At 72.2% G+C, this 26,285-nt stretch carries 26 protein-coding genes and 1 pseudogene; 14 read left to right on the top strand and 13 right to left on the bottom strand.

Going from position 1 to position 26,285, the window contains the following annotated elements:
• Positions 1-34 precede the first annotated feature (34 nt).
• From BM204_RS04265 to BM204_RS04250, 4 genes are all read right to left on the bottom strand, one after another.
• Complete coding sequence (locus BM204_RS04265; RefSeq protein WP_246165910.1) at positions 35-1,225, bottom strand: endonuclease; 1,191 nt, start codon at positions 1,223-1,225, stop codon at positions 35-37.
• 8 nt (positions 1,226-1,233) lie between these two features.
• Positions 1,234-1,710, bottom strand: coding sequence for an SAV_6107 family HEPN domain-containing protein (locus tag BM204_RS04260; protein ID WP_091110635.1), 477 nt, complete (start codon positions 1,708-1,710; stop codon positions 1,234-1,236).
• Positions 1,710-2,081: a DUF6504 family protein gene (locus BM204_RS04255; protein WP_091110746.1), complete on the bottom strand. Its 372-nt coding sequence runs from the start codon at positions 2,079-2,081 to the stop codon at positions 1,710-1,712. The genes BM204_RS04260 and BM204_RS04255 overlap by 1 nt, the downstream gene beginning before the upstream one ends.
• Before the next feature lie 157 nt (positions 2,082-2,238).
• Positions 2,239-2,682 carry a hypothetical protein gene (locus tag BM204_RS04250; RefSeq protein ID WP_091110633.1) on the bottom strand — a complete coding sequence of 148 codons (444 nt, stop codon included), beginning with the start codon at positions 2,680-2,682 and terminating at the stop codon, positions 2,239-2,241.
• Between the two features lie 57 nt (positions 2,683-2,739).
• Here BM204_RS04250 and BM204_RS04245 point away from each other — a divergent pair, with 57 nt between their 5' ends.
• The 5 genes and pseudogenes from BM204_RS04245 (at position 2,740) to BM204_RS04225 (ending at position 6,841) form a co-directional block, all read left to right on the top strand.
• Positions 2,740-3,216 carry a YbaK/EbsC family protein gene (locus BM204_RS04245; protein ID WP_091110632.1) on the top strand — a complete coding sequence of 159 codons (477 nt, stop codon included), beginning with the start codon at positions 2,740-2,742 and terminating at the stop codon, positions 3,214-3,216.
• Positions 3,217-3,332: 116 nt separating this feature from the next.
• Positions 3,333-3,554, top strand: a pseudogene (locus BM204_RS23490) (sigma factor); the annotation flags it as partial.
• Positions 3,496-4,122 carry a DUF4126 domain-containing protein gene (locus tag BM204_RS04235; RefSeq protein ID WP_256215527.1) on the top strand — a complete coding sequence of 209 codons (627 nt, stop codon included), beginning with the start codon at positions 3,496-3,498 and terminating at the stop codon, positions 4,120-4,122. The pseudogene BM204_RS23490 and the gene BM204_RS04235, both read left to right, overlap by 59 nt.
• A gap of 10 nt (positions 4,123-4,132) precedes the next feature.
• Positions 4,133-5,458: an ATP-grasp domain-containing protein gene (locus BM204_RS04230; protein ID WP_091110630.1), complete on the top strand. Its 1,326-nt coding sequence runs from the start codon at positions 4,133-4,135 to the stop codon at positions 5,456-5,458.
• Positions 5,459-5,527: 69 nt separating this feature from the next.
• Positions 5,528-6,841, top strand: coding sequence for a phytoene desaturase family protein (locus BM204_RS04225; protein WP_091110628.1), 1,314 nt, complete (start codon positions 5,528-5,530; stop codon positions 6,839-6,841).
• A gap of 48 nt (positions 6,842-6,889) precedes the next feature.
• On the opposite strand, the gene BM204_RS04220 is transcribed toward BM204_RS04225, so the two are convergent.
• Both BM204_RS04220 and metF read right to left on the bottom strand, forming a co-directional pair.
• Entirely contained in the window at positions 6,890-7,489 is a 600-nt protein-coding gene (locus BM204_RS04220; RefSeq protein ID WP_091110626.1) for an SIMPL domain-containing protein, read from the bottom strand.
• Positions 7,490-7,529: 40 nt separating this feature from the next.
• The gene (gene metF, locus BM204_RS04215) at positions 7,530-8,420 is read right to left on the bottom strand and encodes a methylenetetrahydrofolate reductase [NAD(P)H] (protein WP_091110625.1); all 891 of its coding nucleotides are present in this window, start codon (positions 8,418-8,420) and stop codon (positions 7,530-7,532) included.
• Between the two features lie 100 nt (positions 8,421-8,520).
• Between metF and BM204_RS04210 the strand changes: the two genes are divergently transcribed.
• Positions 8,521-9,597 carry a polyprenyl synthetase family protein gene (locus BM204_RS04210; RefSeq protein WP_091110623.1) on the top strand — a complete coding sequence of 359 codons (1,077 nt, stop codon included), beginning with the start codon at positions 8,521-8,523 and terminating at the stop codon, positions 9,595-9,597.
• A gap of 375 nt (positions 9,598-9,972) precedes the next feature.
• Here the strand turns inward: BM204_RS04210 and BM204_RS04205 are convergent, their stop codons facing one another.
• Genes BM204_RS04205 through BM204_RS04195 form a run of 3 tightly spaced genes read right to left on the bottom strand, consistent with a single transcriptional unit; the run spans position 9,973 to position 11,274 of the window.
• Positions 9,973-10,392: a barstar family protein gene (locus BM204_RS04205; RefSeq protein ID WP_091110622.1), complete on the bottom strand. Its 420-nt coding sequence runs from the start codon at positions 10,390-10,392 to the stop codon at positions 9,973-9,975.
• Positions 10,389-10,880: a guanyl-specific ribonuclease gene (locus BM204_RS04200; protein ID WP_091110620.1), complete on the bottom strand. Its 492-nt coding sequence runs from the start codon at positions 10,878-10,880 to the stop codon at positions 10,389-10,391. Before BM204_RS04200 ends, BM204_RS04205 begins: the two co-directional genes overlap by 4 nt.
• A gap of 22 nt (positions 10,881-10,902) precedes the next feature.
• Positions 10,903-11,274, bottom strand: coding sequence for an Rv2175c family DNA-binding protein (locus BM204_RS04195; protein WP_091110742.1), 372 nt, complete (start codon positions 11,272-11,274; stop codon positions 10,903-10,905).
• A 183-nt stretch (positions 11,275-11,457) separates the two neighbouring features.
• On the opposite strand from BM204_RS04195, the gene pknB reads away from it, so the two are divergent.
• The 6 genes from pknB (at position 11,458) to BM204_RS04170 (ending at position 18,696) form a co-directional block, all read left to right on the top strand.
• On the top strand, positions 11,458-13,425 hold the full coding sequence (gene pknB, locus BM204_RS04190; protein WP_218031138.1) for a Stk1 family PASTA domain-containing Ser/Thr kinase: 1,968 nt from the start codon (positions 11,458-11,460) through the stop codon (positions 13,423-13,425).
• An 11-nt stretch (positions 13,426-13,436) separates the two neighbouring features.
• Positions 13,437-15,059 carry a metallophosphoesterase family protein gene (locus tag BM204_RS04185; protein ID WP_091110617.1) on the top strand — a complete coding sequence of 541 codons (1,623 nt, stop codon included), beginning with the start codon at positions 13,437-13,439 and terminating at the stop codon, positions 15,057-15,059.
• A 103-nt stretch (positions 15,060-15,162) separates the two neighbouring features.
• Positions 15,163-15,285 carry a hypothetical protein gene (locus BM204_RS23140; RefSeq protein ID WP_256215524.1) on the top strand — a complete coding sequence of 41 codons (123 nt, stop codon included), beginning with the start codon at positions 15,163-15,165 and terminating at the stop codon, positions 15,283-15,285.
• Positions 15,282-16,175, top strand: coding sequence for a DMT family transporter (locus BM204_RS04180; protein WP_091110615.1), 894 nt, complete (start codon positions 15,282-15,284; stop codon positions 16,173-16,175). Before BM204_RS23140 ends, BM204_RS04180 begins: the two co-directional genes overlap by 4 nt.
• 206 nt (positions 16,176-16,381) lie before the next feature.
• The gene (aroF, locus tag BM204_RS04175) at positions 16,382-17,419 is read left to right on the top strand and encodes a 3-deoxy-7-phosphoheptulonate synthase (protein ID WP_246165904.1); all 1,038 of its coding nucleotides are present in this window, start codon (positions 16,382-16,384) and stop codon (positions 17,417-17,419) included.
• Between the two features lie 206 nt (positions 17,420-17,625).
• On the top strand, positions 17,626-18,696 hold the full coding sequence (locus BM204_RS04170; RefSeq protein ID WP_143099648.1) for an NADase-type glycan-binding domain-containing protein: 1,071 nt from the start codon (positions 17,626-17,628) through the stop codon (positions 18,694-18,696).
• 58 nt (positions 18,697-18,754) lie between these two features.
• On the opposite strand, the gene BM204_RS04165 is transcribed toward BM204_RS04170, so the two are convergent.
• From BM204_RS04165 to BM204_RS04150, 4 genes are all read right to left on the bottom strand, one after another.
• Positions 18,755-19,750, bottom strand: a complete 996-nt coding sequence (locus BM204_RS04165) for a threonine aldolase family protein (protein WP_091110741.1) — start codon at positions 19,748-19,750, stop codon at positions 18,755-18,757.
• A gap of 14 nt (positions 19,751-19,764) precedes the next feature.
• Positions 19,765-21,129: a class II 3-deoxy-7-phosphoheptulonate synthase gene (locus BM204_RS04160; RefSeq protein WP_091110610.1), complete on the bottom strand. Its 1,365-nt coding sequence runs from the start codon at positions 21,127-21,129 to the stop codon at positions 19,765-19,767.
• Positions 21,130-21,192: 63 nt separating this feature from the next.
• Positions 21,193-22,641 (bottom strand): APC family permease, encoded by a 1,449-nt coding sequence (locus tag BM204_RS04155; protein ID WP_091110608.1) that lies wholly within the window; start codon positions 22,639-22,641, stop codon positions 21,193-21,195.
• Positions 22,642-22,739: 98 nt separating this feature from the next.
• The gene (locus BM204_RS04150; RefSeq protein ID WP_091110606.1) at positions 22,740-23,777 is read right to left on the bottom strand and encodes a 6-phosphofructokinase; all 1,038 of its coding nucleotides are present in this window, start codon (positions 23,775-23,777) and stop codon (positions 22,740-22,742) included.
• A gap of 207 nt (positions 23,778-23,984) precedes the next feature.
• Between BM204_RS04150 and BM204_RS04145 the strand changes: the two genes are divergently transcribed.
• Both BM204_RS04145 and glpK read left to right on the top strand, forming a co-directional pair.
• Positions 23,985-24,803 (top strand): DUF1028 domain-containing protein, encoded by an 819-nt coding sequence (locus tag BM204_RS04145; protein ID WP_091110605.1) that lies wholly within the window; start codon positions 23,985-23,987, stop codon positions 24,801-24,803.
• On the top strand, positions 24,800-26,284 hold the full coding sequence (gene glpK / locus BM204_RS04140) for a glycerol kinase GlpK (protein WP_091110603.1): 1,485 nt from the start codon (positions 24,800-24,802) through the stop codon (positions 26,282-26,284). The genes BM204_RS04145 and glpK overlap by 4 nt, the downstream gene beginning before the upstream one ends.
• The last annotated feature ends 1 nt before the right edge of the window (position 26,285 follow it).

Here is a 26,285-nt window from a genome sequence, read left to right as displayed (position 1 = left end):
CCGCGTCAACCCGTCAATCCGTCCAGCTGGCCGATCAGGCGGCCCAGATGGAGGGAGCCCACTCCGGGTGGTCGACGAAGGGGTTCCGGTTGCCCTGGAAGTCGGCGTGGATGACGTCGTTGCGGCGCATCTCGAAGGCGCTCGGCGGGTCCTGCACGTTCCACCGCAGGAGCACCGAGAGGCGACCGTGACCGGGCGCGGTCCCGTTGGAGACCGCGTCGTTGACCTCGAGGTCGGGGAAGCCGTCGCCACCCTCGTAGCGGACCGACATGTAGAAGATCATCCGCGCCACGTCGCCCTTGACCGCGTCGCGGGGTTCCCAGGAGTTGCTGTCGGCGTAGTTGCCCGGCGCCTCGGCGTTCTGGGTGCCGCCCTCGTCGAAGTCGAGGTTGCCGCGCGCGGAGTTGACCGTGACGTCCTCGGGACGCAGGTGGTGCAGGTCGGTGCCGGGGCCGGTGACGGTGCCGAAGTCGCCGTGGGACTTGGCCCAGACGTGCTCGCGGTTCCACTGGTCGACGCCGCCGCCGTTGGCGGTCTCGGAGATGCTGTCGCCGGTGTAGAGCTCGATGACGTTGGCCGGGTTGGCCGGATCCTGGTCGGTCTCGCGCAGCGCGACCCAGACCTGGTCGTAGCTCAACCGGGTCACACCCGAGGAGATGATCGTGTGGAGCGAGGACTCCAGCGCTGCGCCGGACTTGCCCATGGCGGGCGCCCAGTAGGTCGTGTCGTAGTCACCCGTCCCACCGGTCGGCGGGTCGGGGTCCGGGTCGGTCGCGCCGGCCGCGGCGAAGGCGGTGGGAGAGGTCAGGCCGGGACGGGAGAAGTACGCCGCGAGCGCGCCGGTGACGTCGATCCGCTTCCCCATCAGCGAGGGGTTGGACTTGAGCCCCCAGGCCGACCGGAAGGCGCTGGGGACCTGCACGAAGAGCATCTGCGCGGTGTCGGTGACCCCGGCCGTGTCGGCCAGCGCGAGCGCGTAGTCGCTGGGGAAGCCGCTGGTGACCACGGTGGTCGACGAGGTCGGCTGCCCGACGACGTAACCGCGGACGGTGGCGGTCGAGCCGTTCTGCGTGGCGCGGGCTGCGGCCACCGTGATCGGGGTCGCCGCCTGGGCGGAGTCGACCATGCCGGCGGGCGCGACGGGCGCGAGGGGCAGCAACGAGAGGAGGAGAACGGACAGGACCTGCGCCGTAGGGCGGCGGCGCACCCCGAGAAGGAAGCTCACCTCTCGACTCAAGCGGAGCGCGAGACCTCGCGTCTAGGCGGGATAACCCTTGCCTGCGGGACCTGCACGGCTCGCAGCGGCACATGAGGGACCAGCCCCAACGACTGCTCGACCACCCCGAGAAAGCGGTCGGCGTCGCGGACCAGGTCGTCGGCCTCGCGCTCGCTGACCGCCCGGGTCGAGCCGGCCTCGGCCGCAGCCCGCTTGGCGGCACCGGCGGCGAAGAACGTCGCCCACTCCCCCAGCTCGGGCGCGACCTCGGCGAGCAGGACCCAGGCGTTCTTCTGCGGACGGCGCCGCGCCGGGGCCGGGCGGGCCCGGGCCGCGAGCAGGGCGGCGGCAGAGCGGAGCGCGGCGACGTGGGCGAACGCGTAGCGCGAGGGCACGTCGGTGGCGGCGATCGCGTCACTGAGCGACTCCGCCGAGCGGGCGAGGTAGGAGTGGGTGGTGGCCGGGAGGGCGTAGGGGTTGAGCTGCTCGGCCATCAGTCCACGCACCCGACGAGCTGCCAGCGACCGTCGCTCCAGTCGAGCGAGAGGTCGAAGACCCCGGACCGGTCGGCGACGGACCCCGACTCTGCCGCATCGACGTCGACGAGGCCGCGACCGGCCTCGACCCGCCAGAGCTCGCGCTCGGTCATCAGGTCACCGATCGGCACCACCCCGACCGGGGCGCCCTGGGCGGCGGGCTCCTCGGAACCGATCACCGCCTGGGCGCCCGCCCCCTGCCACCAGGGCCCGGTCTCGACCCAGTGCGCGAGCACCGAGCGGACCTTCCACAGCCGGCCGCGCCACAGGAACTGCTCGGGACCGTCCCCACCCTGGCGGACCTCCACCGGATCGTCGTAGCGCCTCATGTCGTCCTCCTCGTGCACCGGGACCCCAGGGCCGGCGGGGACGGGGGTCGAGGTCGCCCCCGCCGGCAGGTGTTCGAACGCGTGTTCGAACACCTTCAAGGTACACCGACCCACCGACAGTGCGTCAAGGGCACGACGTCGGCAACTGGGAAGGACCTCAGACCCGAGCGGGGGTGGGCTCTCCACGCAGGAACGCACTGGTGTCGCGGTGCACCAGGAGATAGAGGATCGCGGCGTCGAGCGGCAACGACGCGACCGAGCACACGACGAAGAGGGTCGGCGGCTCCGTGCGCAGCGCGGCCAGCGTGGAGATCACGATGATCGCGACCAGGGCGAACTGCGACCACCGCGCCCAGCTGTAGCCGCCGCGCAGGAAGGGCAGCAGCACCAGCATCAGCCCGGCGTAGACGACGTAGAGGACGACCGCGACCGGCACGAACGCCGGCGCCTGGATCGAGGAGTCGCTGGGGTGCCCCACCGACCAGGCCCGGATCAGCGCCTCGCGCTGCACGGCCGTCAACAGGGTCACGAGCGCCCCGAGGACGACCAGTGCGAGCAGGAGACGGACCGCGAGCACCAGCGATCGGGGCTGCTGGACCATGGGGGAACCTGTTCTCTCTGCTGCGAGGACCTGCTGCGAGGACGGACACTATGCACTATGACGACCGAGCACCCCGGCATCACCCGCTTCCGAGGCGAGCACACGCGTCTGGGCGGGATCGGCGACGTGGTCATTCTGCCTGACGCGGTCCACACCGCCGCACTCGCCGCGGAGGCGCTGGGCTGCGAGGTCGGCGCGATCGCCAACAGCCTGCTCTTCGATGCCGGGGGCACCCCGGTGCTGATCCTCACCTCGGGCGCCCACCGGGTCGACACCGTCGCGGTCGCCGCACGGATCGGCGTCGGCTCGCTCGAGCGGGCCTCGCCCGGCTTCGTGCGCGAGCACACCGGTCAGGTGATCGGCGGCGTCTCCCCCATCGCCCACCCGGCCCCCGTGCCGACGTACCTCGACCCCTGGCTGCGTCGCCACGACGTCGTCTGGGCCGCCGCCGGCCACCCGGCCGCGGTCTTCTCCACGACGTACGACGAGCTGGTCGCCCTCACCGGGGCGCGCGAGGTTGACGTCGAGTCGTGACCATCCGGCCGCACGATCGGGCAGGGTGCGAACCCCGCAGGGCTCGCCACGCGTAGAAGGGGTGTCCCCCACCCGACGACACCGACGACACCCCTACGACCCCAGACGGAGCACCGATGCGACGTACCGACCGCGAGCAGGAGTTCTCGGACTTCTTCCTCGCCCGCGGCCCTGCCCTGCGACGGACCGCCTACCTGATCGTGCGTGACTGGCACACCGCCGAGGACCTCACCCAGCAGGCGTTCGTGAAGCTCTACTCCGCCTGGCCGCGCGTGCGGCGTGAGTCTGCGGAGGCCTACGCCCGCAAGGTCGTGGTCAACCAGTGCCTCAGCCACCTGCGCAAGCACCGTCCTGAGTCGCCCACCGAGCACCTGCCCGACACCGCCGCGTCCTCCCGCCACGGCCACGGCCACGAGAGCGACAGCCGCCTTCGGTCGGTGGGAGGTGCTGACGGTCGCGGGCTTCCTCTACGCGATGGAGTTCGTCGCCGACAAGATCCCCTACGTCGACTCGGCGTGGGACGTCGTCTCCACGCTGGTCCGGCCCACGGCAGGTGCGGTGATCGGCGTGCTCCTCGCGGGCGACGCCGACTCGCTGTCGCAGGCCGTCAACGGCGTCGTCGGCGGCGGGACGGCCCTGGCCTCCCACCTGGTCAAGGCCGGGAGCCGCCTGGCGATCAACTCCTCCCCCGAGCCGGTCAGCAACGTCGTCGCCAGCGTCACCGAGGACGTCGTGGTGCTGGGCCTCGTGTGGTTCGCGATCGACAACCCGCAGGCGGCCGCCGCGATCGCCGGCCTGCTGCTCGCGGTGGGGCTGGTCGTGCTCTACCTCGCGGCCCGGCTCGTGAGACGAGGCTGGCGGCGGCTGCGCAGCAAACGGGTCGCCGGTCCCGGCGCGCTGGCCTAGCGTCATCCGCATGGATCTCTCGGAGCCCGCGGCCCGCGCTGCCGTCACCGCCCGTCTCGCGAGACCGCTCGCCGGCCGGCCCGTGGTCATCGGCCCCACCGTGCTGGCCGGTGCGACCTCCACGATCGACGCGCTGCGAGGGCTGGGCTGCCCGGTCCTGGTCGTCGCCACGGCCCGCGGCGCCGGCCCCGTGCCCGACGACCCGGAGGTCACCGTCGTCGAGATCGCGGCACCCGAGGCCGATTCCGTCACCGACGAGCTGCGCCTCCTCGACCGGACGGCTCGCGAGCTGCCTCCCGGCGCGCGGGCAGCGGTCGAGGCGTTCGACCCCGACAGGCACGGGGTGTGGTGGTGCGGGCTGTTCGTCACGACCGACGAGCCGATCGACGGTCGGCCGGTCGCCTTCGGGCGTCCTGCCGCGTTCATCGCGCTCGAGGACAAGATGCTCTCCGACGGCATCTGGGCGGGCGCCGGCGTCGACCACCCGCCGTACGCCATCGTGGCGAACGACCCCGACTCCCTCGCCGCGGCGACCGAGGAGCTCGCCGGTCCGCTCGGCGCGGTCTGGTCCGGCGACGCACGCGACGGGTTCAACGGCGCGGGCAACTACGTGCGGTGGGTCGTCGACGAGCGCGACCAGGCCGGCGCCCTTGCCTACTTCCGTCCCCGGTGCGACCGGGTGCGGGTCCAGCCGTTCCTCGAGGGCGTGCCGTGCTCGATCCACGGCTTCGTGCTGCCCGACGGCACCGCGGCCCTCCGGCCGGTCGAGATCGCGACGCTGCGCGACATCGAACGGCGGCGCCTCGTCTTCGGCGGGGTCGGCACCACGTGGGACCCGCCGCCGGCCGACCGCGAGGCCATGCGTGACGTCGTACGACGGGTGGGGGCGCACCTCGCCTCGGCGCACGGCTACCGCGGCGCCTTCGGGATCGACGGCGTGCTGACCGCCGAGGGGTTCCTGCCGACCGAGCTCAACCCACGGATGTCGGCCGGGGCGACGGTCGTCGCCGACCTCGAGAGCCTGGTGCCGTTGATGGACGCAGATCGTGCCGGCAAGCCGAGCGCGCTCTCGCGGGGACCGGCCAAGGTGGGCCGCGACGTGTCCTTCCGGGTGCGCTGGGACGGACGGGACTTCGCCCGCACCGACGAGGAGACCGGTGACCTCCTCGTCGCGGGCGACACCCCGACCGGGTTCTTCGCCAAGGTCGAGCCGTGCGCGTCACTGGTGCGCGGGATCCGGCTCGGTGACCTGACGGCGGGCCTCATGCGCTTCGCCGACCGCGAGTGGGGCGCGGACTTCGGCGCCGTCGAGGCCGCGCCGGACGTGCGCCGGTAGGTCGCCGCCTCCGGTGGCCCGCCGGGTGGCCCGCCGGGTGGCCCGCCGGGTGCCCAGTAGGTTGACCGCATGGCGCAGGTGGTGGTGGTCGGTGGCGGCTTCGGCGGACTGGCCTCGGCGGCCCGACTCGCCAAGCTCGGTCACGACGTGACGCTCGTGGAGCGCTCGGCCCGGCTCGGCGGGGCGATGACCTCGGTCAGCCAGGACGGGTTCACCTGGGACGCCGGCCCGACCTCGACGCTGCTCCCGGCGGTCATCCGCGACCTCTTCCGCAAGTCCGGCCGGCCGGTCGAGAAGGAGGTCGAGCTGGTCGCGCTCGACCTGGTGCGCGAGCACCGCTTCGAGGACCGCTCGGTCCTCCGGCTCCCCGGTGGCACCCGCGGCGCGCAGCTGGAGGCCTTCGAGGAGCTCGGCAAGGGTCTGGGGCAGGTCTGGGTCGACTACGTCGAGTCCTTCAACGAGGACTGGGAGGTGCTGCGCCGCGGCTACTTCGAGGTCCCGCGGGATCCAGCGTCCATGCCCGCGGACGCGGCCCGACAGCTCGCGAAGCGGCTCGACAGCCGCGAGACCCTGCACAAGCGGCTACGCCGGTCCTTCCGCGACGAGCGCCTCGCGCTCGTCGCCGGGCACCCGTTCGTCGCCGAGGGCCACGACCTGCGCAACGTGCCGGCCTGGGCCGGGCTGCGCGCCTACCTCGAGCAGCGCTTCGACGCGTGGACCGTCCCCGGCGGCATGGCCGGTCTCACCGACGCACTCGAGTCACGCCTGTCGACCCGCCACGTGACGGTGCTCAAGGACACCCCCGTCCTCGACCTGGTCCTGCGCGAGGGCCGGGTCGTGGCGGTCGCCACCGCGATGGGCGAGATCCCCGCCGACGTGGTCGTCGTGGCCGTCGACCCGCGCCGGCTCCCCGCCCTCGCGTCGTACGTCGAACGCACGATGCCGGCCATCCCCCCCGTCATCACCCACCTCGGCCTCGAGGGCGACCTGCCCGAGATGCCCCACGAGGTCGTCCTGCACGGTGACCCGCTGCTGATCCTGCGCACCGGCGGTCAGGCACCCGAGGGTGGTGTCGCGTGGACCCTCCAGGGCCGCGGTCGGCTCGCCGAGGACATGCTGCGCGCGTTGGCACGGCACAAGATCGACGTGCGCGACAACGTGGTCACCCGCGTCGACCTGTCCCCCCGTGACCTGGTCAACGCCTGGGGCGGCTCCCCCATGGGCGTGCTGTGGCAGGGTCGCTCGACGGTCCGGCATCGGCTCGGCCCGACGACGCCCATCCCCAGGGTCTACGCCGCGGGTGCGCACGCCACCCCGGGCGCCGGATTGCCGTTCGTCGGGCTGTCGGCGTCGCTGGTCGCCCAGGCGGTCGGTCCGGCCTGAGTCGGGCGAGTCGGCGCGATGTTGCTGCAACATCGCGCCGACTCGGCATCAGGTCACGGACCAGGTGACGGTCAGGGTCTGGGAGAGGGTGCTCTGGCCTGGCTCGAAGGACACGTCGCGCCTGGCCAGCGCCTCGGGGCCGCCGGTCATCGGCCCGGCGGCACCGCCCTCGACCACGGCCCGCACCTCGCCGAGCCGCACCCCGGCCAGCGCCGCGAGGTGGGAGGCCCGTGCGAGCGCATCGGCGTACGCCGCCTCGCGGGCGCCGACCTCGGCCGCCGCGGTGTCGGCGACCTCGAGCGTCACGCCGTCGACCTGGAGCCGGTCGCCCACCTCGGTGGCCAGCTCCGTCACGATCTTCCCCGCCAGGGCGAGGTCCGGGCAGAGGATCGTGTAGCCGTGGCGGGCCTGGAAGCCCGCGGGGCGGCCCCCGTGGTCGTGGGCCGGCCACACCGACAGGTCGCGCGAGGAGACGTTGGCGGCGTCGACGTGGCGTCGGGCGACCGCGACGACGGCCTCGCCCGCGGACGACGCCCCGGCGAGCGCCTCGGCGAGCGAGGTCCCCTGGTGGGCGGCGCCGACCCGGAGGGCAGCGGTGTCGGGGACGACCCGGGTGCTGCCGTGGCCGACGACGGTGATGGTGCGCATGGCGGCGACGCTACTGCGGGGGCGTCTGGCTGCAGGCGGGTCAGACGGTGATCTTGAGGGCCTGGAAGATCTCGCGCGTCGCCTTGGAGCGGTTGAGCGTGTAGAAGTGCAGGCCCGGCGCACCGGCCTCGAGCAGCTCCTCGCAGAGCTCCGCAGCGATCGCGATGCCCTCGGCGCGCATCGCGACGGGGTCGCCGTCGTGGACGCTGATCCGGGCGACGACCTCGGCGGGGACGTCGGTGCCGATGAGTTCGCCCTGACGGCGGATCGCGTTGAGGTTCAGGATCGGCATGATGCCCGGCAGGATCGGCATGTCGACGCCGCGGGCGCGCACGCGCTCGACGAGGCCGACGTAGTCGGAGGCCCGGAAGAACATCTGCGTCACCGCGAACTCCGCGCCGGCCTGCGCCTTCGCGACCAGCACGTCGGCGTCGTGGTCGAGCGACTCGGCCGAAGGGTGGCCCTCGGGGAAGGCCGCGACGCCGATGCGGAAGTCACCGCGCGTGTGCGCCATCTCGACGAGCTCGGTGGCGTAGTCGAGGCCACCGGGCGTCGATGTCCACGCCGCGCGCGGGCCCTCCTGCGGGTCGCCACGCAGTGCCATCACGTGGTGGACGCCGGCGTCGACGTAGGAGTGGAGGATCTGGTCGAGCTCCTCGCGGGTGTGGCCCACACAGGTCAGGTGCGCCATCGGGGTCATCGAGGTCTCGCGGGCGATCCGGCTGGTGATGCGGATCGTGGAGTCACGATTGGACCCGCCGGCGCCGTAGGTCACGGAGACGAACGTCGGCTCGTAGGGCTCCAGCTCGCTGATCGCCTGCCAGAGCTGGGCCTCGCCCGCCTCGTCGCGCGGCGGGAAGAACTCGAACGAGAAGGACCGTCGGCCCTCGCCGATGAGCTCGGCCATGCTGCGTCCACGACTCGGTGTCATGAGACAAGGGTAAGGAAGGGGCGGGTGGCCGACCCAATCCTGACCACGCCGTGGCGGCCCCGGGCCGACTGCTCTCGGGCCGGCTACTAGGGTCGGTTGCGTGGCGAGCGACGAAACGACCTGGGACGGCGCCGCCTTCCGCACCGCCGTGCAGTCGGCCCTCGACGACTTCCTCGATGTCCAGGCCGGCCGGCTCACGCCGCTCGGTCCAGACGCCGAGCGGCTGATCGCCGAGGCGCGGCGGGCGGTCTCCGGCGGCAAGCGCTTCCGCGCGTCGTTCTGCTACTGGGGCTATCGCGCTTTCCAGCCCGAGGTCGAGGACGAGGAGGCCCTCGCCCGGGCCTGCGCCGCCCTGGAGATGCTGCACGCCAGCGCCCTGGTCCACGACGACTTCATGGACGCCTCCGACATCCGCCGCGGCCGGCCCGCGACGCACCGTGCCTTCGAGGCCGAGCACCGCGCCGACGGCTGGCGCGGCGACGCGGGACAGTACGGCGCCGCGGCCGCCATCCTCCTCGGCGACCTGCTGCTGAGCTGGTCCGAGGAGCTGCTGCGCCGCTGCGGCCTGCCCGCGGAGCGCATCTCCCCCGCCCTCGAGGTCTTCGACGCGTGCCGTTCGGAGGTCATCGCCGGCCAGTTCCTCGACGTGTCCGTGCAGGCACGCGGCCACGCCGACGTCGAGACCGCGATGACCGTGCTGCGCTACAAGTCCGCCAAGTACTCCATCGAACGGCCCCTCCACATCGGCGCCGCCCTCGCCGGCGCCGATGCTGACGCGCTGGTCCGGCTGTCGTCCTTCGGGCTGCCGCTCGGCGAGGCCTTCCAGCTGCGCGACGACCTCCTCGGCGTCTACGGCGACCCAGCAACCACCGGCAAGCCCGCCGGCGACGACCTGGTCGAGGGCAAGCGCACGGTCCTCGTGGCCCTCGCGCTCGACGCCGCAGGCGACCTCGAGGCCGCCCTGCTCGACCGCTCGCTCGGCACCCGCCTCAGCGAGGCCGAGGTCGGCCGGCTCCGCTCGATCATCGACGCCAGCGGGGCCCACGCCCAGGTCGAGGAGGTCATCGCCGAGCTCGCCCGCCTCGCCGTGGCCGGGCTCGACCAGGCCGGCGTCGAGGACCACGCTGCAGTTGTCCTGCGTGAGCTCGCGTCCGCGGCCACGCAGCGCGTCGTCTGAGGTCCTCCACCTCGTGGCCACCCAGGTGGGCCCCTCTCACCAGCGCACCTAGGGGCCCCTCACGATGTAGTTCGGACGCCAGCCTGTTCTGCGCCCATGGAGACGACGTGAGAGCGTGCTCAGTCGTGCTGGTCGACGACCCGACAGTCACCGCGCACCCAAGTCGGGTCGTCTGCGAGCGATGCCTGGACAGCGCCGCTCCAGCCTCAGGGCTGCCTCATGAAGCGTGCTGTTGCCGCTGATGGTCCGGCGCCGCGTAGTCAGACGTACTCATTCCACCCGGAGCGCTGGTCATCACGCTCAGCAACGGTCGTCCCTCGGCACATGCGTACGTCCGACTGCGAGCCGCGACCCGCCAGCCCGCCGGCCAGCCAGCTAGTCGAGCTCGGGCAGGGCGAGGTCGAGGCCGGCGCCGGTCAGCAGCACGCTGAAGGCGGCTGCGCCCTTCCGACCGGTCCGGCGCCGGAGGATCTCGACCACCACGGCGAAGGTCGGCTCGTCGGTGACCGCGAAGGCTCCCCATCCCTCCCAGACCAGCACGGTCGCGTCGCAGATGTCGTCGAGGCAGTCGGCCAGCGCATCGAGGTTGCGCCCGTAGTGCTCCGGGAAGCCGAGCACCTCACCGAGCCCATGGAGCACCTCCCCCTTGGTCTCCCGCGTCCAGCCGTCCAGATGGGCCCAGCGCCAGCCGGCGTGCTCGACCACCGGCCGTAGCCCCCCGACGTCGTAGGACGGGTGGAGGCGGTGGACGCCCGGGGCGAGGAGGCCGTCGAGCAGTGCCTCGAGCCCGCTCATCCCTGGTCCGGGAGCACCCGGTCGAAGGAGTCGTAGTGGTCGTCGGTGAAGTAGAGCTCGTCGGCGTCGCCGGCGACGATCCGCAGGGCACCGCGGTTGCGGGAGCAGTCGTCGATGACGGTGAACTCCGCGTAGTAGCCGCGCTCGCGCTGGGGCAGCACGCCCTCGTAGTTGCCGAAGGTCGAGCCGTCCTTCTCGCAGACGAACGGTCCGCCCTGCTCGATGTCCTCGACCACGTCCTGCGCGACGCCGGGCAGGTCCTCGAGCTCGACCCACGTCAGGCCGCTCTCGGGGTCGACGTCCCCGGACTCCGGCCCGGGCTCGCCCCCGGCCGACGACATCGACGACGGGGACACAGCCCCGGACACGGCAGGAACGGAGGAGGGCGCGGGCCCGTCGGTGTCCCCGAGGAGGAACAGCGCGACGGCGACGACGACGGTGAGGACGACCATCCCCACGGTACGCAGGGTGGTGCGGCTCAGGGTCATGGCAGCGTCAGGGCCGACGGCGTCAGAACGCCATCGCCTGTGCGCGCCGCTTGACCTCGGTGCCGCGGTTCTCGCGCAGCGCGTCGATCGGGCTGCCCGGCAGGTCCTGGTCGAGGAAGAGCCAGGCGATGATCTCGCGGTCATCGTACTTGTTGTCGTGCATCATCGTCAGCAGCCCCGGCAGCCCCTTGACGGGGAAACCGTCCTGGATGAAGGCAGCGGGCACCTTCTGGCCCTTTTCGGGCGATGGCACGGCGGCGGCTAGCTCGTGGTCGCGGATCATCGTGCGGACCTTGCCGACGGTCACGTCGAGCTGCGCGGCGGCCTCGGCCCAGTCGAGCCAGTCGGGGACCAGCGCCGCGAGGTCGTGGTCTGCCAGTCGGGGTTCACTCATGACCCCCATGCTTCCACCCCGGGCGGCCGGGCCGAAATGGGCGCGCCCGCGCCACGCCGGAGCCGCGTGAACGCACCCTGGCGCGGTCGCGACCGTAGGATCAGACCTCCGGATCCTTCCCCGTCCGGCCGCAGGAGGGTCGCTGTGAGCTCAGATCGGCATGTCCCCTCCCCGACCGACCCCATGACCGGCCGCCTCCTGGAGGGCCGCTACCTCATGGGCTCCCGCATCGCGCGCGGCGGCATGGCGAGTGTCTACGAGGCCACCGACACCCGCCTCCAGCGCACCGTGGCGGTCAAGATCATGCACCCGGGCATGGGCGACGACGAGGAGTTCGCGGCCCGCTTCGTGCGCGAGGCCCGGGCCGCGGCGCGCCTCTCCCACCCCAACGTGGTCGCCGTCTACGACCAGGGCGCCGACGACGGGACCGTCTTCCTCGCGATGGAGCTGGTGCCCGGCCACACCCTGCGCGACACCATCGCCAAGGAGAGCCCGATGTCGCCGGCCAAGGCGCTCGCGCTGCTGGAGCCGGTGCTCTCCGCGCTCGCGGCGGCCCACCGCGCCGGTCTGGTCCACCGCGACGTCAAGCCCGAGAACGTCCTGATCGCCGACGACGGCCGGATCAAGGTCGCTGACTTCGGCCTCGCCAAGGCCGTCAGCGCCGACACCCAGCACACCGCGACGTCGGGCGTGCTGATCGGCACCGTCTCCTATCTCGCGCCCGAGCTGGTGGTCGCCGGCTCCGCCGACGCGCGCGCCGACGTCTACGCCGCCGGGGTGGTCCTCTACGAGCTGCTCACCGGGGTCAAGCCCCACGAGGGCGAGACCCCCATCCAGGTGGCCTACAAGCACGTTCACCACGACGTGCCGCCGCCCTCCGCGCTCGTGCCCGACCTCCCGCCGTACGTCGACGCGCTCGTCGCCCGCGCCACCTCCCGTGAGCCCGGGCTGCGACCGGCGGACGCCTCCGTGCTGCTCCACCAGGTGCATCGGGTGAGCAACGCGCTCGCCCACGGCGTGCGCGACGACCCCGAGCTCACCGCCGACCTGACGCCGCTGATGCTGGCCCGCGCCTGGGAGGAAGAGGACGCGGGCGAGACCGGGCGCGGGGACACCGCCCCGGAGATGTGGGACGAGGCCGAGATGACCGCGCTGATGGCGCGCTCCGGCCCGGAGCACACGGTCACCTACCCCGCGGCCAAGCCACCGCCGGTCGGTCCCCCCGCCACTCCACGCCCGCAGCGCCGCCCGACGCGACCACGTCGTTCCAGGCGCGGCCCGATCCTGCTCGTGCTGGCCCTGGTGCTGGCGCTGGCCGGCGGCGCCGGCGCCTACTGGTTCGGCTGGGCGCGCTACACCACCACCCCCGGCGTCATCGGCATGGTGCAGGCCGCGGCCGAGACCAGGCTGGACACCGCGGGGCTGGCCTTCGACTACACCGACCCCGCCTACTCCGAGACCGTCGCGGTGGGCCAGGTCATCGAGACCGACCCGACGGCCGGCTCACGGATCCTCGAGGACGGCACCGTCACGATCACGCTCAGCCTCGGCAAGGAGCGCTACGACGTCCCCAAGCTCATGGGCCTCACCGAGGACGAGGCGCAGGATGCGTTGCTCGAGCGCAAGCTCGCCTACGACGAGACGGTCCTGAAGTTCTCCGAGACCGCACCGGAGGGCACGGTCCTGCGCAGCATCCCCGCGTCCGGCACCACGCTGCGCCCGGGCGCCTCCGTGGACCTGGTCGTCAGCAAGGGCCGTCAGCCGATCAGGGTCGGCAGCTGGATCGGCGACGACATCGGCGACGTGCTCGAGGCCCTGGAGAAGCGGGGTCTTGTGGCCACCGTGACCTCGGAGGAGTTCGACGACCAGGTGCCCGAGGGCGGTGTGATCTCCCAGAAGCCCCGGAGCGGCACGCTCTTCCGTGGTGACGCCGTGAGCTTCGTGGTCTCCAAGGGACCCGAGCTGGTCGAGGTCCCTCAGGTGCGCGCCTCACCCGTGCAGTCGGCCGTCGACGAGCTCGAGGCGCTCGGCTTCGTGGTCGACATCGTGCGGGGCAGCAGCTACATCGGGCTGGAGTTCGTCTTCAGCTCCGACCCGTCCGCGGGCGAGATGATCCCCAAGGGCAGCACGATCACCCTCAACCTCGTGTGACAATCCCACCCATGCTCATGGGGAGATGGCGGCAGCGTGCTGCCCGATGGGGACTGGTCCTCGCCCTGGTGACGGCGGCCTTGACCGGCGCGCTCGGCTCAGGTGCCGTCGCACCTGCTGCCGAGAGCCGTGCCGGCGCCGCTCCCCGGGCCGCCTGGAGCTCGTCGTCGCTCTTCGTCGAGACCAACAGCATCGTGCGCGGTCGGGTCGCCGTGCCGCGCACTCGCGGCCGTGACGCCCTGCTCCGGGTCCGGCTGACCAACGCGCGTCTCACCGCGATCCCCACCGGGTGCCGCCCCAGCGTCCTGGTGCGGCGCTACTCCTTCATCTCCTCCGACGGCCGCGACCTGACCTGCCGGGTGAGCCCGCAGACCCGACGGCGCACCGTGGTCTTCGCCGCCGCGATCGACGGTGGTGTGGGCGAGCGGGTGGGGGCCAGCGTGTCGGTCGACGGGCGGCGTACGACGCTCCCCGCGAAGCGTGTGACCTTCGGCAACGCGCGTCCTGAGGTGCGCTTCCGCTTCCTGTCCAGCCCCGACTTCCTCAACGCCGACGTCGGCGACCTCGCACAGGGGCCGAGCTCCTGGCGACCCGGGCGCCGCGGTGCGACGACCAACTCGACCAACCCCGCCTACGAGCGCGCGCTCGACACGATCCTCGACGACTGGCAGTCGCTCGACGCCGACCAGGTGCTGGTCGCCGGCGACCTGGTCGAGGGCTGGTGGGGCACCCGCCAGGACCGGTCGGGCAACTTCGGCGCCGGCGACACCGAGGCCCAGCGCCGTGCCTCCCTGCGACGGGCCGCCGCGACCTACTACCCGCAGTGGGTCGAGCGCTTCGCCCGGCGCGGCATGCTCGCCCACCTCGCGATGGGTGACCACGAGTTCGGCGACAACGACTGGGGTCCCGACAAGCGCCGCCTCGCGCCCCTCTTCGAGCGCGAGTTCGCCTCGCGCTTCACCCGGTTGGCCGACGGCACCCCCCGCTATCAGAACCGCCCGCGCGGCTCACAGCACGAGTTCACCGCCTATGCGTGGCGCCCGCAGCCCGAGCTGCAGATGGTAACGCTCAACGTCTTCGACATCACTGACGAGCGCGCCCGGGTCCGCCTCGACCTCAAGCAGCTGCGCTGGCTCGAGGGGGTGCTGCGCGACGCCCGCCACGACGGGGTGCAGTGGATCGTGGTCCAGGGCCACACGCCGATCGTGGGGCCGGTGCGGCAGCGGGGCTCGAGCGGGCTGCACTACGAAGGCGGCCGCAGCTCCGAGCTCTGGCAGCTCTTCAAGCAGTACGGCGTCGACCTCTACCTCTCCGGCGAGGTGCACGACGTGACCGCCATCCACCGCGACGGAGTCCTCCAGCTCTCCCACGGCGGGCTCTTCGCGTTCGGCCTCACCAACTACCTCGTCGCGGACGTCTACCAGAACCGGATGCGCCTCACGCTGCGCGACTACGACATCCGGTCCGACGACGCGTCCGGGCGGCGCCGGCTCTGGGAGTCACGCCCCGGCGGCATGCCAGCGCTGCTGCGGGTCTCCCCCACACCCTTCACCATCGGCACCGCCGTCCTCGACGCTCGCGGGCACCTGCTCGAGCGGAGCGGGATCATGCGGCCGTGGCAGGTGCGCGACTGAGGGTCGTGGGGCTCGTGGGGCTCTGGCTGAGGCCCACCAGCACCCACCAACACCCACCCACCTCCCGACCGACCACCCGGATCCGGGCGATAGCGTCAGCACCATGCGCAACCCGATCGGCACCCACGTCCTGGTCGGCAACGGCCTCGTGACCGGCGCCCTGGCGAGCGCCGACGCGCTCGGTGCGCTCGGTGCGGAGACGCTGCGCGCGCTGGCCAGTCGATGACGACCCCACGTCGTACGACGCTGCTCGCCACGCTCGCCCTCCTCGCGATGACCGCGACGTGGGGATCGACGTTCTTCCTGATCAAGGACCTGCTCGACCGGGTGCCGACGTTGGACTTCCTCGCGGTGCGCTTCGCGATCGCCAGCGCCGTGATGCTCCTCGTCGCGCCCCGAGCAGTGTCCCGGCTCTCCGCCGAGTCGCGGCGCCACGCGATCGTGCTCGGGGTGCTCTACGGCGTCGCGCAGATCCTCCAGACCGCGGGCCTGGCACACACGGCGGCAAGCGTGTCCGGCTTCATCACCGGGATGTACGTCGTGGCGACGCCACTCTTCGCGGCCGTCCTACTCAGGACGCGCATCACCGCACTCACCTGGGCTGCCGTGGCGCTCGCGGCAGCCGGCCTCGGGGTGCTCACCCTCAACGGCTTCTCGATCGGCTACGGCGAGGCGATCACGCTGGTGGCCGCGACGCTCTACGCGCTCCACATCGTCGGGCTGGGGGCCTGGTCCGCGCCCGGACAGGCGCTCGGCATGTCCATCGTGCAGCTCATGGTCATCGCCGCGGTCTGCCTCGTCGCGACCGCGCCGGATGGGATCGTGCTCCCGAGCGAGACCCGGGACTGGGTCTCGATCGTCTACATGGCGGTCTTCGCCGGCGCCGCCGCCCTGGTCGGGCAGACCTGGGCCCAGTCGATCCTGCCGCCGACCCGCTGCGCGATCATCATGAGCATGGAGCCGGTCTTCGCGGCGTTCTTCGCGGTGCTGCTCGGCGGCGAGTCGATGACGATGCGCATGGTGCTCGGCGGGGCGATGGTGCTCGGCGCGATGCTCGTGGTCGAGGCGGGTCCCCGGCGCAAGATCGAGGGCGAGGTCCAGCATCTCGCGGTGTGAGCGACGTCCCGACGCGGTGGACGCGCAGGGCTAGAATCCTGATCGTGACGCCGTCGTACTTCTTTGGACACCTGCCGGGCTTGCCCGTGCGGGCCGTCTAGACGCGCCGCACACCCACCAACGCCCCGGCCACGACCGGGGCGTTTCTGCGTGCCGGACCGGGGTCGGGCACGCATCCAGAGAGAAGGAACACCATGGTCGTCGTCATGTCACCGGACGCCACCGACGAGGACGTCGCGCACGTCGTCGAGAAGGTCGAGGCCGTCGGGGGCGAGGCCTTCGTCTCGAAGGGCGTGGTCCGGACCATCATCGGCCTGGTCGGCGACCTCGAGTCGTTCCACCACCTCAACCTGCGCACCCTGCGCGGTGTCGCCGACGTGCACCGGATCAGCGACCCCTACAAGCTCGTCAGCCGCCAGCACCACGCCGGCCGCTCGACGGTCTGGGTCGGGCAGCCCGGCGCCCAGGTGCCGATCGGTCCCGACACGTTCACCTTCCTGGCCGGCCCGTGCGCGGTCGAGACCGCCGAGCAGACCCTCGAGGCAGCGCTGATGGCCAAGGCCGCCGGGGCCACGATCCTGCGGGGCGGGGCCTACAAGCCGCGCACCTCGCCGTACGCCTTCCAGGGGCTGGGTGTCGCCGGCCTCGAGATCCTCGCCGATGTGAGGGCCGCGACAGGTCTGCCGATCGTCACCGAGGTCGTCGACGCGCGGGACGTGCCGATCGTCGCCGAGCACGCCGACATGCTCCAGATCGGCACCCGCAACATGGCCAACTTCGGGCTGCTCCAGGCCGCCGGCGACGCCGGCAAGCCGGTGCTGCTCAAACGTGGGATGACCGCGACCATCGAGGAGTGGCTGATGGCGGCCGAATACATCGCCCAGCGCGGCAACCTCGACGTCGTCCTCTGCGAGCGCGGGATCCGCACCTTCGAGCCGGCCACTCGCAACACCCTCGACATCTCGGCGGTGCCGGTGGTCCAGGCCACCAGCCACCTGCCGATCATCGTGGACCCCTCCCACGCCGCCGGCCGCAAGGACCTCGTGGTGCCGCTGTCGCGGGCTGCGATCGCCGTCGGCGCCGACGGGATCATCGTCGACGTGCACCCGGAGCCCGAGGTTGCGCTGTGCGACGGGCCCCAGGCGCTGCTGGGCAACGACCTGCGCGACCTCGCCACCGCTGTCCGCAAGCTGCCGCCGGTCGTCGGTCGCGTGGACGCCGGCGAGCGGATCCGGACCGTCTGAGCCCGGTCCGGGCTGTGTCGGTCCGGGCTGCATTGACCGTCGGCAGTTCGCCGGCGTCGAGGCCGGGCTCACGCTCAGCTTGGTCCCGACGCCGGTGAACTGCCCGGGGGGATTGGCGGACAAGCGCCGACTTCCCCGGCCGGCCGGGTATCCATGCACCCCCGGACCGCCCCTACCCCCGCTGACCCGCCGCTAGGGTGACGGTCGTGGAGACGTGTGCCCAGTGCGGCCACCAGCTGGGGGTGGGTCGCTTCTGCATCAACTGCGGCCTGCCCGTGGACCCGGTGGACCCTGTGGACCGGTCGTGGGGCACCGACACCGCTGAGCGACCGGCCGTGCTCGACCCGACCGGGCCGACCGTCGCCGCGCCACGGGCACCCCCGCCGGTGCTGGAGCCGCCGCAGCAGCCGCGCTTCCCGCTGTACGCCGACCAGGTCGGTCGACCGGGCCCGCTGCCGAGCGGTCCCCCGCCGTTGCCGCCGTTGCCGCCGTTGCGCGGGCACCACCGCGACCCGCGCCGACGGCCCGCCTGGCTGCCCTGGGCGCTGGTGGCCCTGGCGCTGCTGCTGACCGCTGGCCTGGGCGGGATCCTGCTGCTCACCGGCGGTGACGACGAGGCCGACCGTGAGCCGGCCACTGCGAGCTCCCGGGCGAGCACGCCGTCGAGCACGCCGTCGAGCACGCCGTCGAGCGAGGCAGCCAGCCCGACACCGACACCCACCCCCACCCCCACCGAGACCCTGAGCCCGACCGAGACCCCGGCCGCCCCCGGCCCGCCGGAGAACGTCGCCCGCTTCGCGACGGCGACCGTGCCCGGCACGGCGCCCCCCAACCAGGACGTCGACGGCAACCAGGTCCGCTATGAGGCGCGCAACCTGCTCGACGACGTGCGCACGACGTGCTGGCGCACCCCCGGTGACGCCTCGGGCCAGACGATCACGCTCACCCTCGACGGTCCCACCACGCTGAGCCGGGTCGGGCTGGTCAACGGCTATGCGAAGACCTCGGAGGCCGACTCCGGCCCGCTCAACTGGTATCGAGGCAACCGTCGTGTCCTGGCCGTCGAGTGGACCTTCGACGACGGCACAACCGTGGCGCAGTCGCTCGTGGAGACCCGCACGATGCAGACCCTCGACATCGAGCCCGTCGTGACGAGCACGGTCACGCTGCGCCTGGTCAGCGTGAGCTCGCCCGGCGCCGGCCGCTCGGCGCGTGACTACACCGCGATCAGCGACCTGGCGCTGGTGGGCTCACCGGCCGCCGCCGTCGTCGAGTGACGCGTTGAGCATGTCCAGAGCGCCCTACGACCTGCTTTTCGCGTCACTCGACGCGCGCTCAGACCAGCCCCGCGAGCAACCCGGCCGCCACCTCAGCATCGGCGCGGGTGACGCCGAGGTGGGTGACGAGGCGGACCGTGGTGGGACCGACGGTGGCGACGCGGACACCGGCGTCCGCGGCCCGGAGCACGAAGTCAGGGGCGTCAGGGCGGGGTACGACGACGATGTTGGTGTCGACGCCGTCGGGGTCGACCCCGCACGCGGCGGCCAGCAGCCGCGCGTGGGCGTGGTCGTCGGCGAGCCGCTCGACGTGGTGGTCGAGCGCGTGCAGGCCGGCTGCGGCCAGGATGCCGACCTGGCGCATCCCGCCGCCCATCCGCTTGCGCCAGATGCGGGCCTCGGCGACCGTGTCACGGCTGCCGACCAGCAGCGAGCCGACCGGCGCACCGAGCCCCTTGGACAGGCAGACGGCCATGACGTCCGCGATCGCTCCGTAGTCCCGCAGGGGCGTGCCGGTCGCGACGTGCGCGTTCCAGATGCGGGCGCCGTCCATGTGGATCGACGCACCGACGCCGGTGGCGAAGTCGCGCAGGTCGCGCAGGTCGGAGAGCGGCAGGACCGCGCCGCCGGCGAAGTTGTGGGTGTTCTCGACCGAGATCGCCGCGGTGCGCACGAAGAACGGCCCCATGTCGGGGGCGAAGAGGGTCCGCACCATCGCCAGGTCGACCTGGCCGCGCGGGTGGTGCCAGGTGCGCATGGTGACCCCGCTGTAGGCCCCGTGGGCGCCGAGCTCGGCGCGCGCGATGTGGGCGGCCGACTCGCAGAGGACCTCCTGGCCGGGCGCGACCAGGGAGCGTACGGCGAGCACGTTGGCCATCGACCCGGTCGGCATGAACAACGCCGCCTCGTGACCGAAGAGCCCGGCCACCCGATCCTCGAGCAGCGCGACCGTCGGGTCCTCACCGTAGACGTCGTCGCCGACCTCCGCGCTCACCATCGCAGCGCGCATCGACGCGGTGGGCCGCGTGACGGTGTCGCTGCGGAGGTCGATCATCGCGCCGGTCCCCATCAGGGCTGGGCGGGCGTCGCGGGGGTCTCGCGGCGCAGCATCTCCGCCACGAGGAACGCCAGCTCGAGGGACTGGACCCGGTTGAGGCGCGGGTCGCACACCGACTCGTAGCGGTTGCCGAGGTCCATCTCGAGCAGCTCCTCGCTGCCGCCGACGCACTCGGTGACGTCGTCGCCGGTGAGCTCCACGTGGACACCGCCGGGCCAGGTGCCGAGGCCGTGGTGGACGTCGAAGAAGCCCTGGACCTCCTCGATGACGGCGTCGAAGGCACGGGTCTTGTAGCCCGAGCTCGCCTCGAAGGTGTTGCCGTGCATCGGGTCGCACACCCAGGCCACGTTGATGCCCTCGGCGGTGATCTTCTCGACCAGGTGGGGCAGTCCGTCGCGGATCCTGCTGGCTCCGAAGCGGGTGATGAACGTCAGGCGACCCGGCTCGTTGTCGGGGTTGAGCTTGTCGGCCAGGGCCAGCGCGTCGTCGGCGCTGGTCGTGGGGCCGAGCTTGACGCCGATCGGGTTGCGGATGTGGCTGAGCAGCTCGACGTGGGCGTTGTCGAGCTGGCGGGTGCGCTCGCCGATCCACACGAAGTGGCCCGAGACGTCGTAGGGCTGCTGGGTGCGCGAGTCGATGCGGGTCATCGCGTGCTCGTACTCGAGCACCAGGGCCTCGTGGGAGGAGTGGAAGTCGACGCGGTGGAACTCGTCGGGGTCGGCGCCGATCGCGGCGATGAAGGCCATCGCCCGCTCGATCTCGTGGGCGACCTTCTCGTAGCGCTGCCCCGCGGGCGAGTCACGCACGAAGTCGGTGTTCCACGCGTGGACCTGACGCAGGTCGGCGTAGCCACCGGTGGTGAACGCCCGCACGAGGTTGAGCGTCGCGGCCGAGGCGTTGTAGACGTCGAGCAGCCGCGCCGGGTCGTGCACGCGCGACTCCGGGGTGAAGTCGTAGCCGTTGACGGCGTCGCCACGGTAGGCCGGCAGCGTGACGCCGTCGCGGGTCTCGAGGTCGGAGCTGCGCGGCTTGGCATACTGACCCGCCAGACGACCGACCTTGACCACCGGGACGGACGCGGCATAGGTCAGCACGACGGCCATCTGGAGCAGCACGCGCAGCTTGTTGCGCACGTTGTCGGCGGTCACGCCGGACAGCGTCTCCGCGCAGTCACCGCCCTGGAGCAGGAACGCCTCGCCACGCGCCACGGCGGCCAGCTTGGTCTTCAGGTCGTCGCACTCCCCCGCGAAGACCAGGGGCGGCATGGTGCGCAGCCGAGCGACCGTCTCGTCGACGGCCGCTCGATCGGCGTAGGTCGGTTGCTGGGCCGGCCCGAGGGCGTGCAGGGCGGAGAGGTCGGGGACGTTGCTGCTCACCGGTCAAGCCTACGCGCGCGGGGTCGCCCGCCCGATTCGTCGACCACGCGCGGACAGGGCGGCTCAGTCCTCGAGGTGCTCGATGTCGCGGAAGCCGGTCTTCTTCGCCCGCACGCCCCTGTTGGTCGCCCACGTGGCCGCCCACAGCACGATGCCGAGCAGGACGAGGCCGCCGGCGACCTGGTACTGGATCCAGTCGTCGCGGTCCCGCGCCCACGGCCCGACGAAGAACAGGCAGGCCACCGCGCCGACGTAGGGCGCCCAGGTGGGCGCGGAGAAGGCCCCCGAGGGCTCACGACGCAGCACCACGCAGGCGATGTTGACGACCGCGAACACGCACAGCAGGAGCAGTGCCGTGGTGCCCGAGAGCGCGGAGATGACCGAGGTGTCGGCCAGGAAGGTCACCGCGACGATCAGGCCGAGGGCCAGGACGGTGGAGAAGAGGATGCCGACCCAGGGCGTACGACGGCCCGGCAGCACCTTGCCCAGGCTGCGAGGCAGGACGTCCTGGTTGGCCAGGCCGTAGAGCAGGCGGCTGGCCATCAGCATGTTGATCAGCGCGGTGTTGGCGACCGCGATGACGGTCAGGAACGGGAAGACGTCGTCGATCGGCAGGCCGGGCGCGCCGGTCCTGACGACGTTGAGCAGGACCTTGCCCTCGTCGGCGATGACCTTCTCGATCTCGCCCTCCGGGATGACCGCCACGACCGAGATCGAGACCAGCACGTAGAAGAGCACCGCGATCCCCAGGCCCGTCAGCATGACCCGCGGGAAGATGCGCTCGGGGTCCTTGGTCTCCTCGACCATGTTGACGGAGTCCTCGAAGCCGACCATCGCGAAGAACGCGATCGCGGTCGCAACGGTGACGGCGAGGAACAGCCCGCGCTCGGAGCCGCTCTCGAAGACCACCATCCGGCCCAGGTCACCGTCGCCGCGGGAGATCACCACGAAGCCGATCACGATGACGATCACCAGCGCGAGCATCTCGACGAGCGTGAGGAAGACGTTGAACTTCACGCTCTCCCCGACGCCGCGCAGGTTGATCAGCGCGAGCAGGACCATGAAGCCCATGGCGACCCCCGTGATCGCGGTGCTGCTGTCCGGGTCGATGCCGCCGACGCCGAGCCCGTCGAGGCCGGTCAGCAGGTTGGTGCCGAGGAGGTTGGCGGCCGTCGAGGCGCTGGTGATGCCGGAGCAGATGACCGCGAAGGCCACCAGGAAGGTGACGAAGTGGATGCCGAAGGCCTTGTGCGTGTAGAGCGCCGCACCTGCCGCCTGGGGGAACTTCGTGACCAGCTCGAGGTAGGAGAGCGCGGTCAACGTGGCGACCGCGAAGGCCACGACGAACGGCACCCACACGATGCCGCCCACCTCGAGGGCCATCTCGCCGGTGACGGCGTAGATGCCGGCCCCCAGGATGTCGCCGACGATGAAGAGCAGGAGGAGCTTCGGGCCCATCACCCGCTGGAGGTCGGGCTCGGGGCCGTTGACGTCGACGTCGGTGCTGGTCATCGCGTGCTCCTGCGGAGGAGGGGACAGTGCTGCACACCCAATACCCGCCGGGTCGATGTGGCCACCAGGCGCCCCGGCGTTGCGCCGGACGTCAGCGATCAGCCGAAGAAGACCTGCGCCTCGGCGTATTCCTCGGGGCTGACGAGCTTCAGCTCGGCGGTGCCCTCGGCCAGCGGGACCCGGATGATCTTGGTGCCGCGCAGCGCCATCATGGTGCCCCAGTCGCCGTCGGCGACCGCGTCGACGGCCTGGAGGCCGAAGCGGGTCGCGAGCCAGCGGTCGAACGCCGTCGGCGTGCCGCCGCGCTGGACGTGCCCGAGCACCACCGCGCGGGCCTCCTTGCCGGTGCGGTGCTCGATCTCGCTCGCGAGCCGGTCGCCGATGCCGCCGAGGCGGACATGACCGAACGCGTCCTTCTCCCCCGAGACCATCGTCATGCCGTGCTCGCCGTCGGACTCCTGCGGGACCGCGCCCTCGGAGACGACGATGATCGGGGCGTACTTGGTCTTGAAGCGCGTCTCGACGTGCTCGCAGAGCGCCTCGATGTCGAAGGGCTGCTCGGGGATCAGCACGGCGCTGGCGCCGCCGGCGATGCCGGCGTGGAGCGCGATCCAGCCGGCGTGACGGCCCATCACCTCGACGACGAGCACCCGGTGGTGGGACTCGGCAGTGGTGTGGAGCCGGTCGATGGCCTCGGTGGCGATGTTGACCGCGGTGTCGAACCCGAACGTGAAGTCGGTGCCGGAGAGGTCGTTGTCGATCGTCTTCGGCACGCCCACCACGTGCACGCCCAGGTCGGCGAGCTTGGTGGCGACGCCGAGGGTGTCCTCGCCGCCGATCGCGATCAGGGCATCGACGCCGTTGCTCGCGAGGTTGTCCTTGATGCGCTCCACGCCGCCGTCGATCTTAAAGGGGTTGGTGCGCGAGGAGCCGAGGATCGTGCCGCCCCGGGGCAGGATGCCGCGGCACTCCTGGATGCCCAGCTGCATCGTGTCGCCCTCGAGCGGACCCTTCCAACCGTCGCGGTAGCCCACGAACTCGAAGCCGTGGGTGGCCACGCCCTTGCGGACCACCGCCCGGATCACGGCGTTGAGGCCGGGGCAGTCGCCGCCTCCGGTGAGCACTCCGACGCGCATGGGACCTCCTGGGTGAGCCGGGCGAGGAGACCGGCAACGGGTGGGGCTTGGAACGTTCACATGGGGCGCGCCCACCCTAGCCACGTTTGCTCTCAGGTGGCGAAGGTCACCAGCAGCGCGGCGGAGAAGGAGCCCAGACGGGTCTGGCGGGGGATCGTCGAGCACGGCAGGAGCCTGCCCACTGCCAGGATGGATAGTGTCGCGCGCATGACCTTCTCTATCGTCGCCCGCTCCGCCGACACCGAGTCCTGGGGGGTCGCGGTGGCCTCGAAGTTCCTCGCCGTCGGCGCCGTCGTCCCGGCCGCGGTCGCCCAGGTGGGCGCCATCGCCACCCAGGCCGACGCCAACGTCGCCTACAAGGGCCTGGCCCTGGCCCACCTCGACGAGGGGGCGACCGCCTCAGTGGCGCTGCAGCGGCTGCTCGAGGAGGACGAGGGGCGCGACGACCGTCAGGTCGGGATCGTCGACGTCGACGGCGGTGCCGCCTCCCACACCGGGCATGCGTGCATCGAGTGGGCCGGCGGGGTCACCGGCGAGGGCTACGCCATCCAGGGCAACTGCCTGGCCGGCTCGGCGGTCGTGGAGGACATGGAGCTGGCGTGGCTCGCTTCGGACCCCGAGTCCCCCCTGGCCGAGCGACTGCTGGCCGCGCTAGCGGCCGGTGACGCTGCGGGAGGCGACAAGCGCGGGCGACAGTCGGCCGCGCTGCTCGTCGTACGCGACGAGGCGGGCTATGCCGGCGGCGACGACATCGACACCGACCTGCGCGTCGACGACCACGTCGCACCGATCGAGGAGCTGACGCGGCTGCTCGACCTCAACGTGCTCTACCTGACCGCCTCGACCCCCGACGAGCAGGTCGCGGTGACGCCCGAGCTCGAGGCCGAGCTGGAGGCCTTCGCCCAGACGCACGGCCACCCCGACTTCCACACCTGGGTCGGCACGGAGAACTACGAGATGCGGGTGTCGCCCCAGCTGGAGTGGATCGACCAGCGGGTGCTGGCGATCGTGAGAGGCGAGCGGTGAGCATCCTCGCGATCGACGCCGGCACGACCGGCGTGACCGCGGTCGTCGTCACGCCCGACGGAGGTATCGCTGCGAAGGGCTACCAGGAGTTCGCGCAGCACTTCCCGAAGCCGGGCTGGGTGGAGCACGCGCCCGAGGAGATCTGGCAGGCGACGCTCGAGGCGTGTCGCGATGCTCTCCACCAGGTCGACCGTTCGGAGATCACGGGCGTCGGGATCACCAACCAGCGCGAGACGATCGTGCTGTGGGACCGCGAGACCCTCGGATCGCCCCGTCGGGCGATCGTGTGGCAGGACCGCCGGACGGCCGACATCTGCACGCGGTTGCGCGACGCCGGGCACGAGGAACGCGTCGCTGAGCTGACAGGGCTGCGGCTCGACCCCTACTTCTCCGGCACCAAGCTGATGTGGCTGGCCGAGCACGAGCCGCACACGTGGGCACTGGTCGAGTCCGGGAGGTACGCCGTCGGGACGGTCGACTCCTACCTCGTCGCCCGCATGACCCGCGGCCTCCACCACGTCACCGACGTGTCCAACGCCTGTCGGACGCTGCTCTTCGACCTGACCACCGGCGACTGGTCCGACGAGCTGTGCTCCCTGTTCGGCGTGCCCCGCGACGCGCTGCCGGAGCTGGTGGCCAACTGGGGCGAGCTCGCGGTCACCGACCCGCGGTCGTTCCTGGACCTGTCGCTGCCGATCGCGGGCATCGCGGGCGACCAGCAGTCGGCGCTCTTCGGGCAGACCTGCTTCGACGAGGGTGACTCCAAGTGCACCTACGGCACCGGATCGTTCATCCTCACCAACACCGGCTCGACCCTGAAGCGCTCCGACGCCGGCCTGCTCTCGACGGCTGCGTGGCGCTCACCGTCGGGCGAGATGACCTATGCCCTCGAAGGCGCGATCTTCGTGACCGGAGCGGCGGTGCAGTGGCTGCGCGACGGGCTCCAGATCGTCGGCTCGGCGGCCGAGACCGCTGCCATCGCCGCCACCGTCGAGGACACCGAGGGCGTGGTCTTCGTGCCGGCCCTCACCGGGCTCGGCGCCCCCGACTGGGACCCGCACGCCCGCGGCATGATCATCGGCATCACCCGGGGCACGACACGGGCCCACCTCGTGCGGGCCACGCTCGAGGCGATCGCCTTCGAGGTGCGCGACGTGCTCGACACCCTGCCGAGCTGTGGGGCCGGGCTGGCCTCGCTGCGGGTCGACGGCGGCGCGTCGGCCAACGACCTGCTCTGCCAGCTCCAGGCCGACCAGGTCGGTCTGGCCGTCGAGCGGCCGAAGCTCGTCGAGACCACGGCGCTGGGAGCGGCGTTCCTCGCCGGACTCGGAACCGGATTGTGGTCCTCCACCGACGACCTGCGCGAGACCTGGCAGCTCGACCGACGCTTCGAGCCCTCCGGGGACCGGCCTTCCGCCGATGCCGCCCACGCCCGGTGGCGCGACGCGGTGGCGCGCTCGAAGGGCTGGGCCGCGGTCTAGG

It is taken from the genome of Nocardioides psychrotolerans (assembly GCF_900113685.1).
Lineage (GTDB): Bacteria > Actinomycetota > Actinomycetes > Propionibacteriales > Nocardioidaceae > Nocardioides > Nocardioides psychrotolerans.
This window is presented reverse-complemented; position numbering and strand designations above follow the sequence as displayed.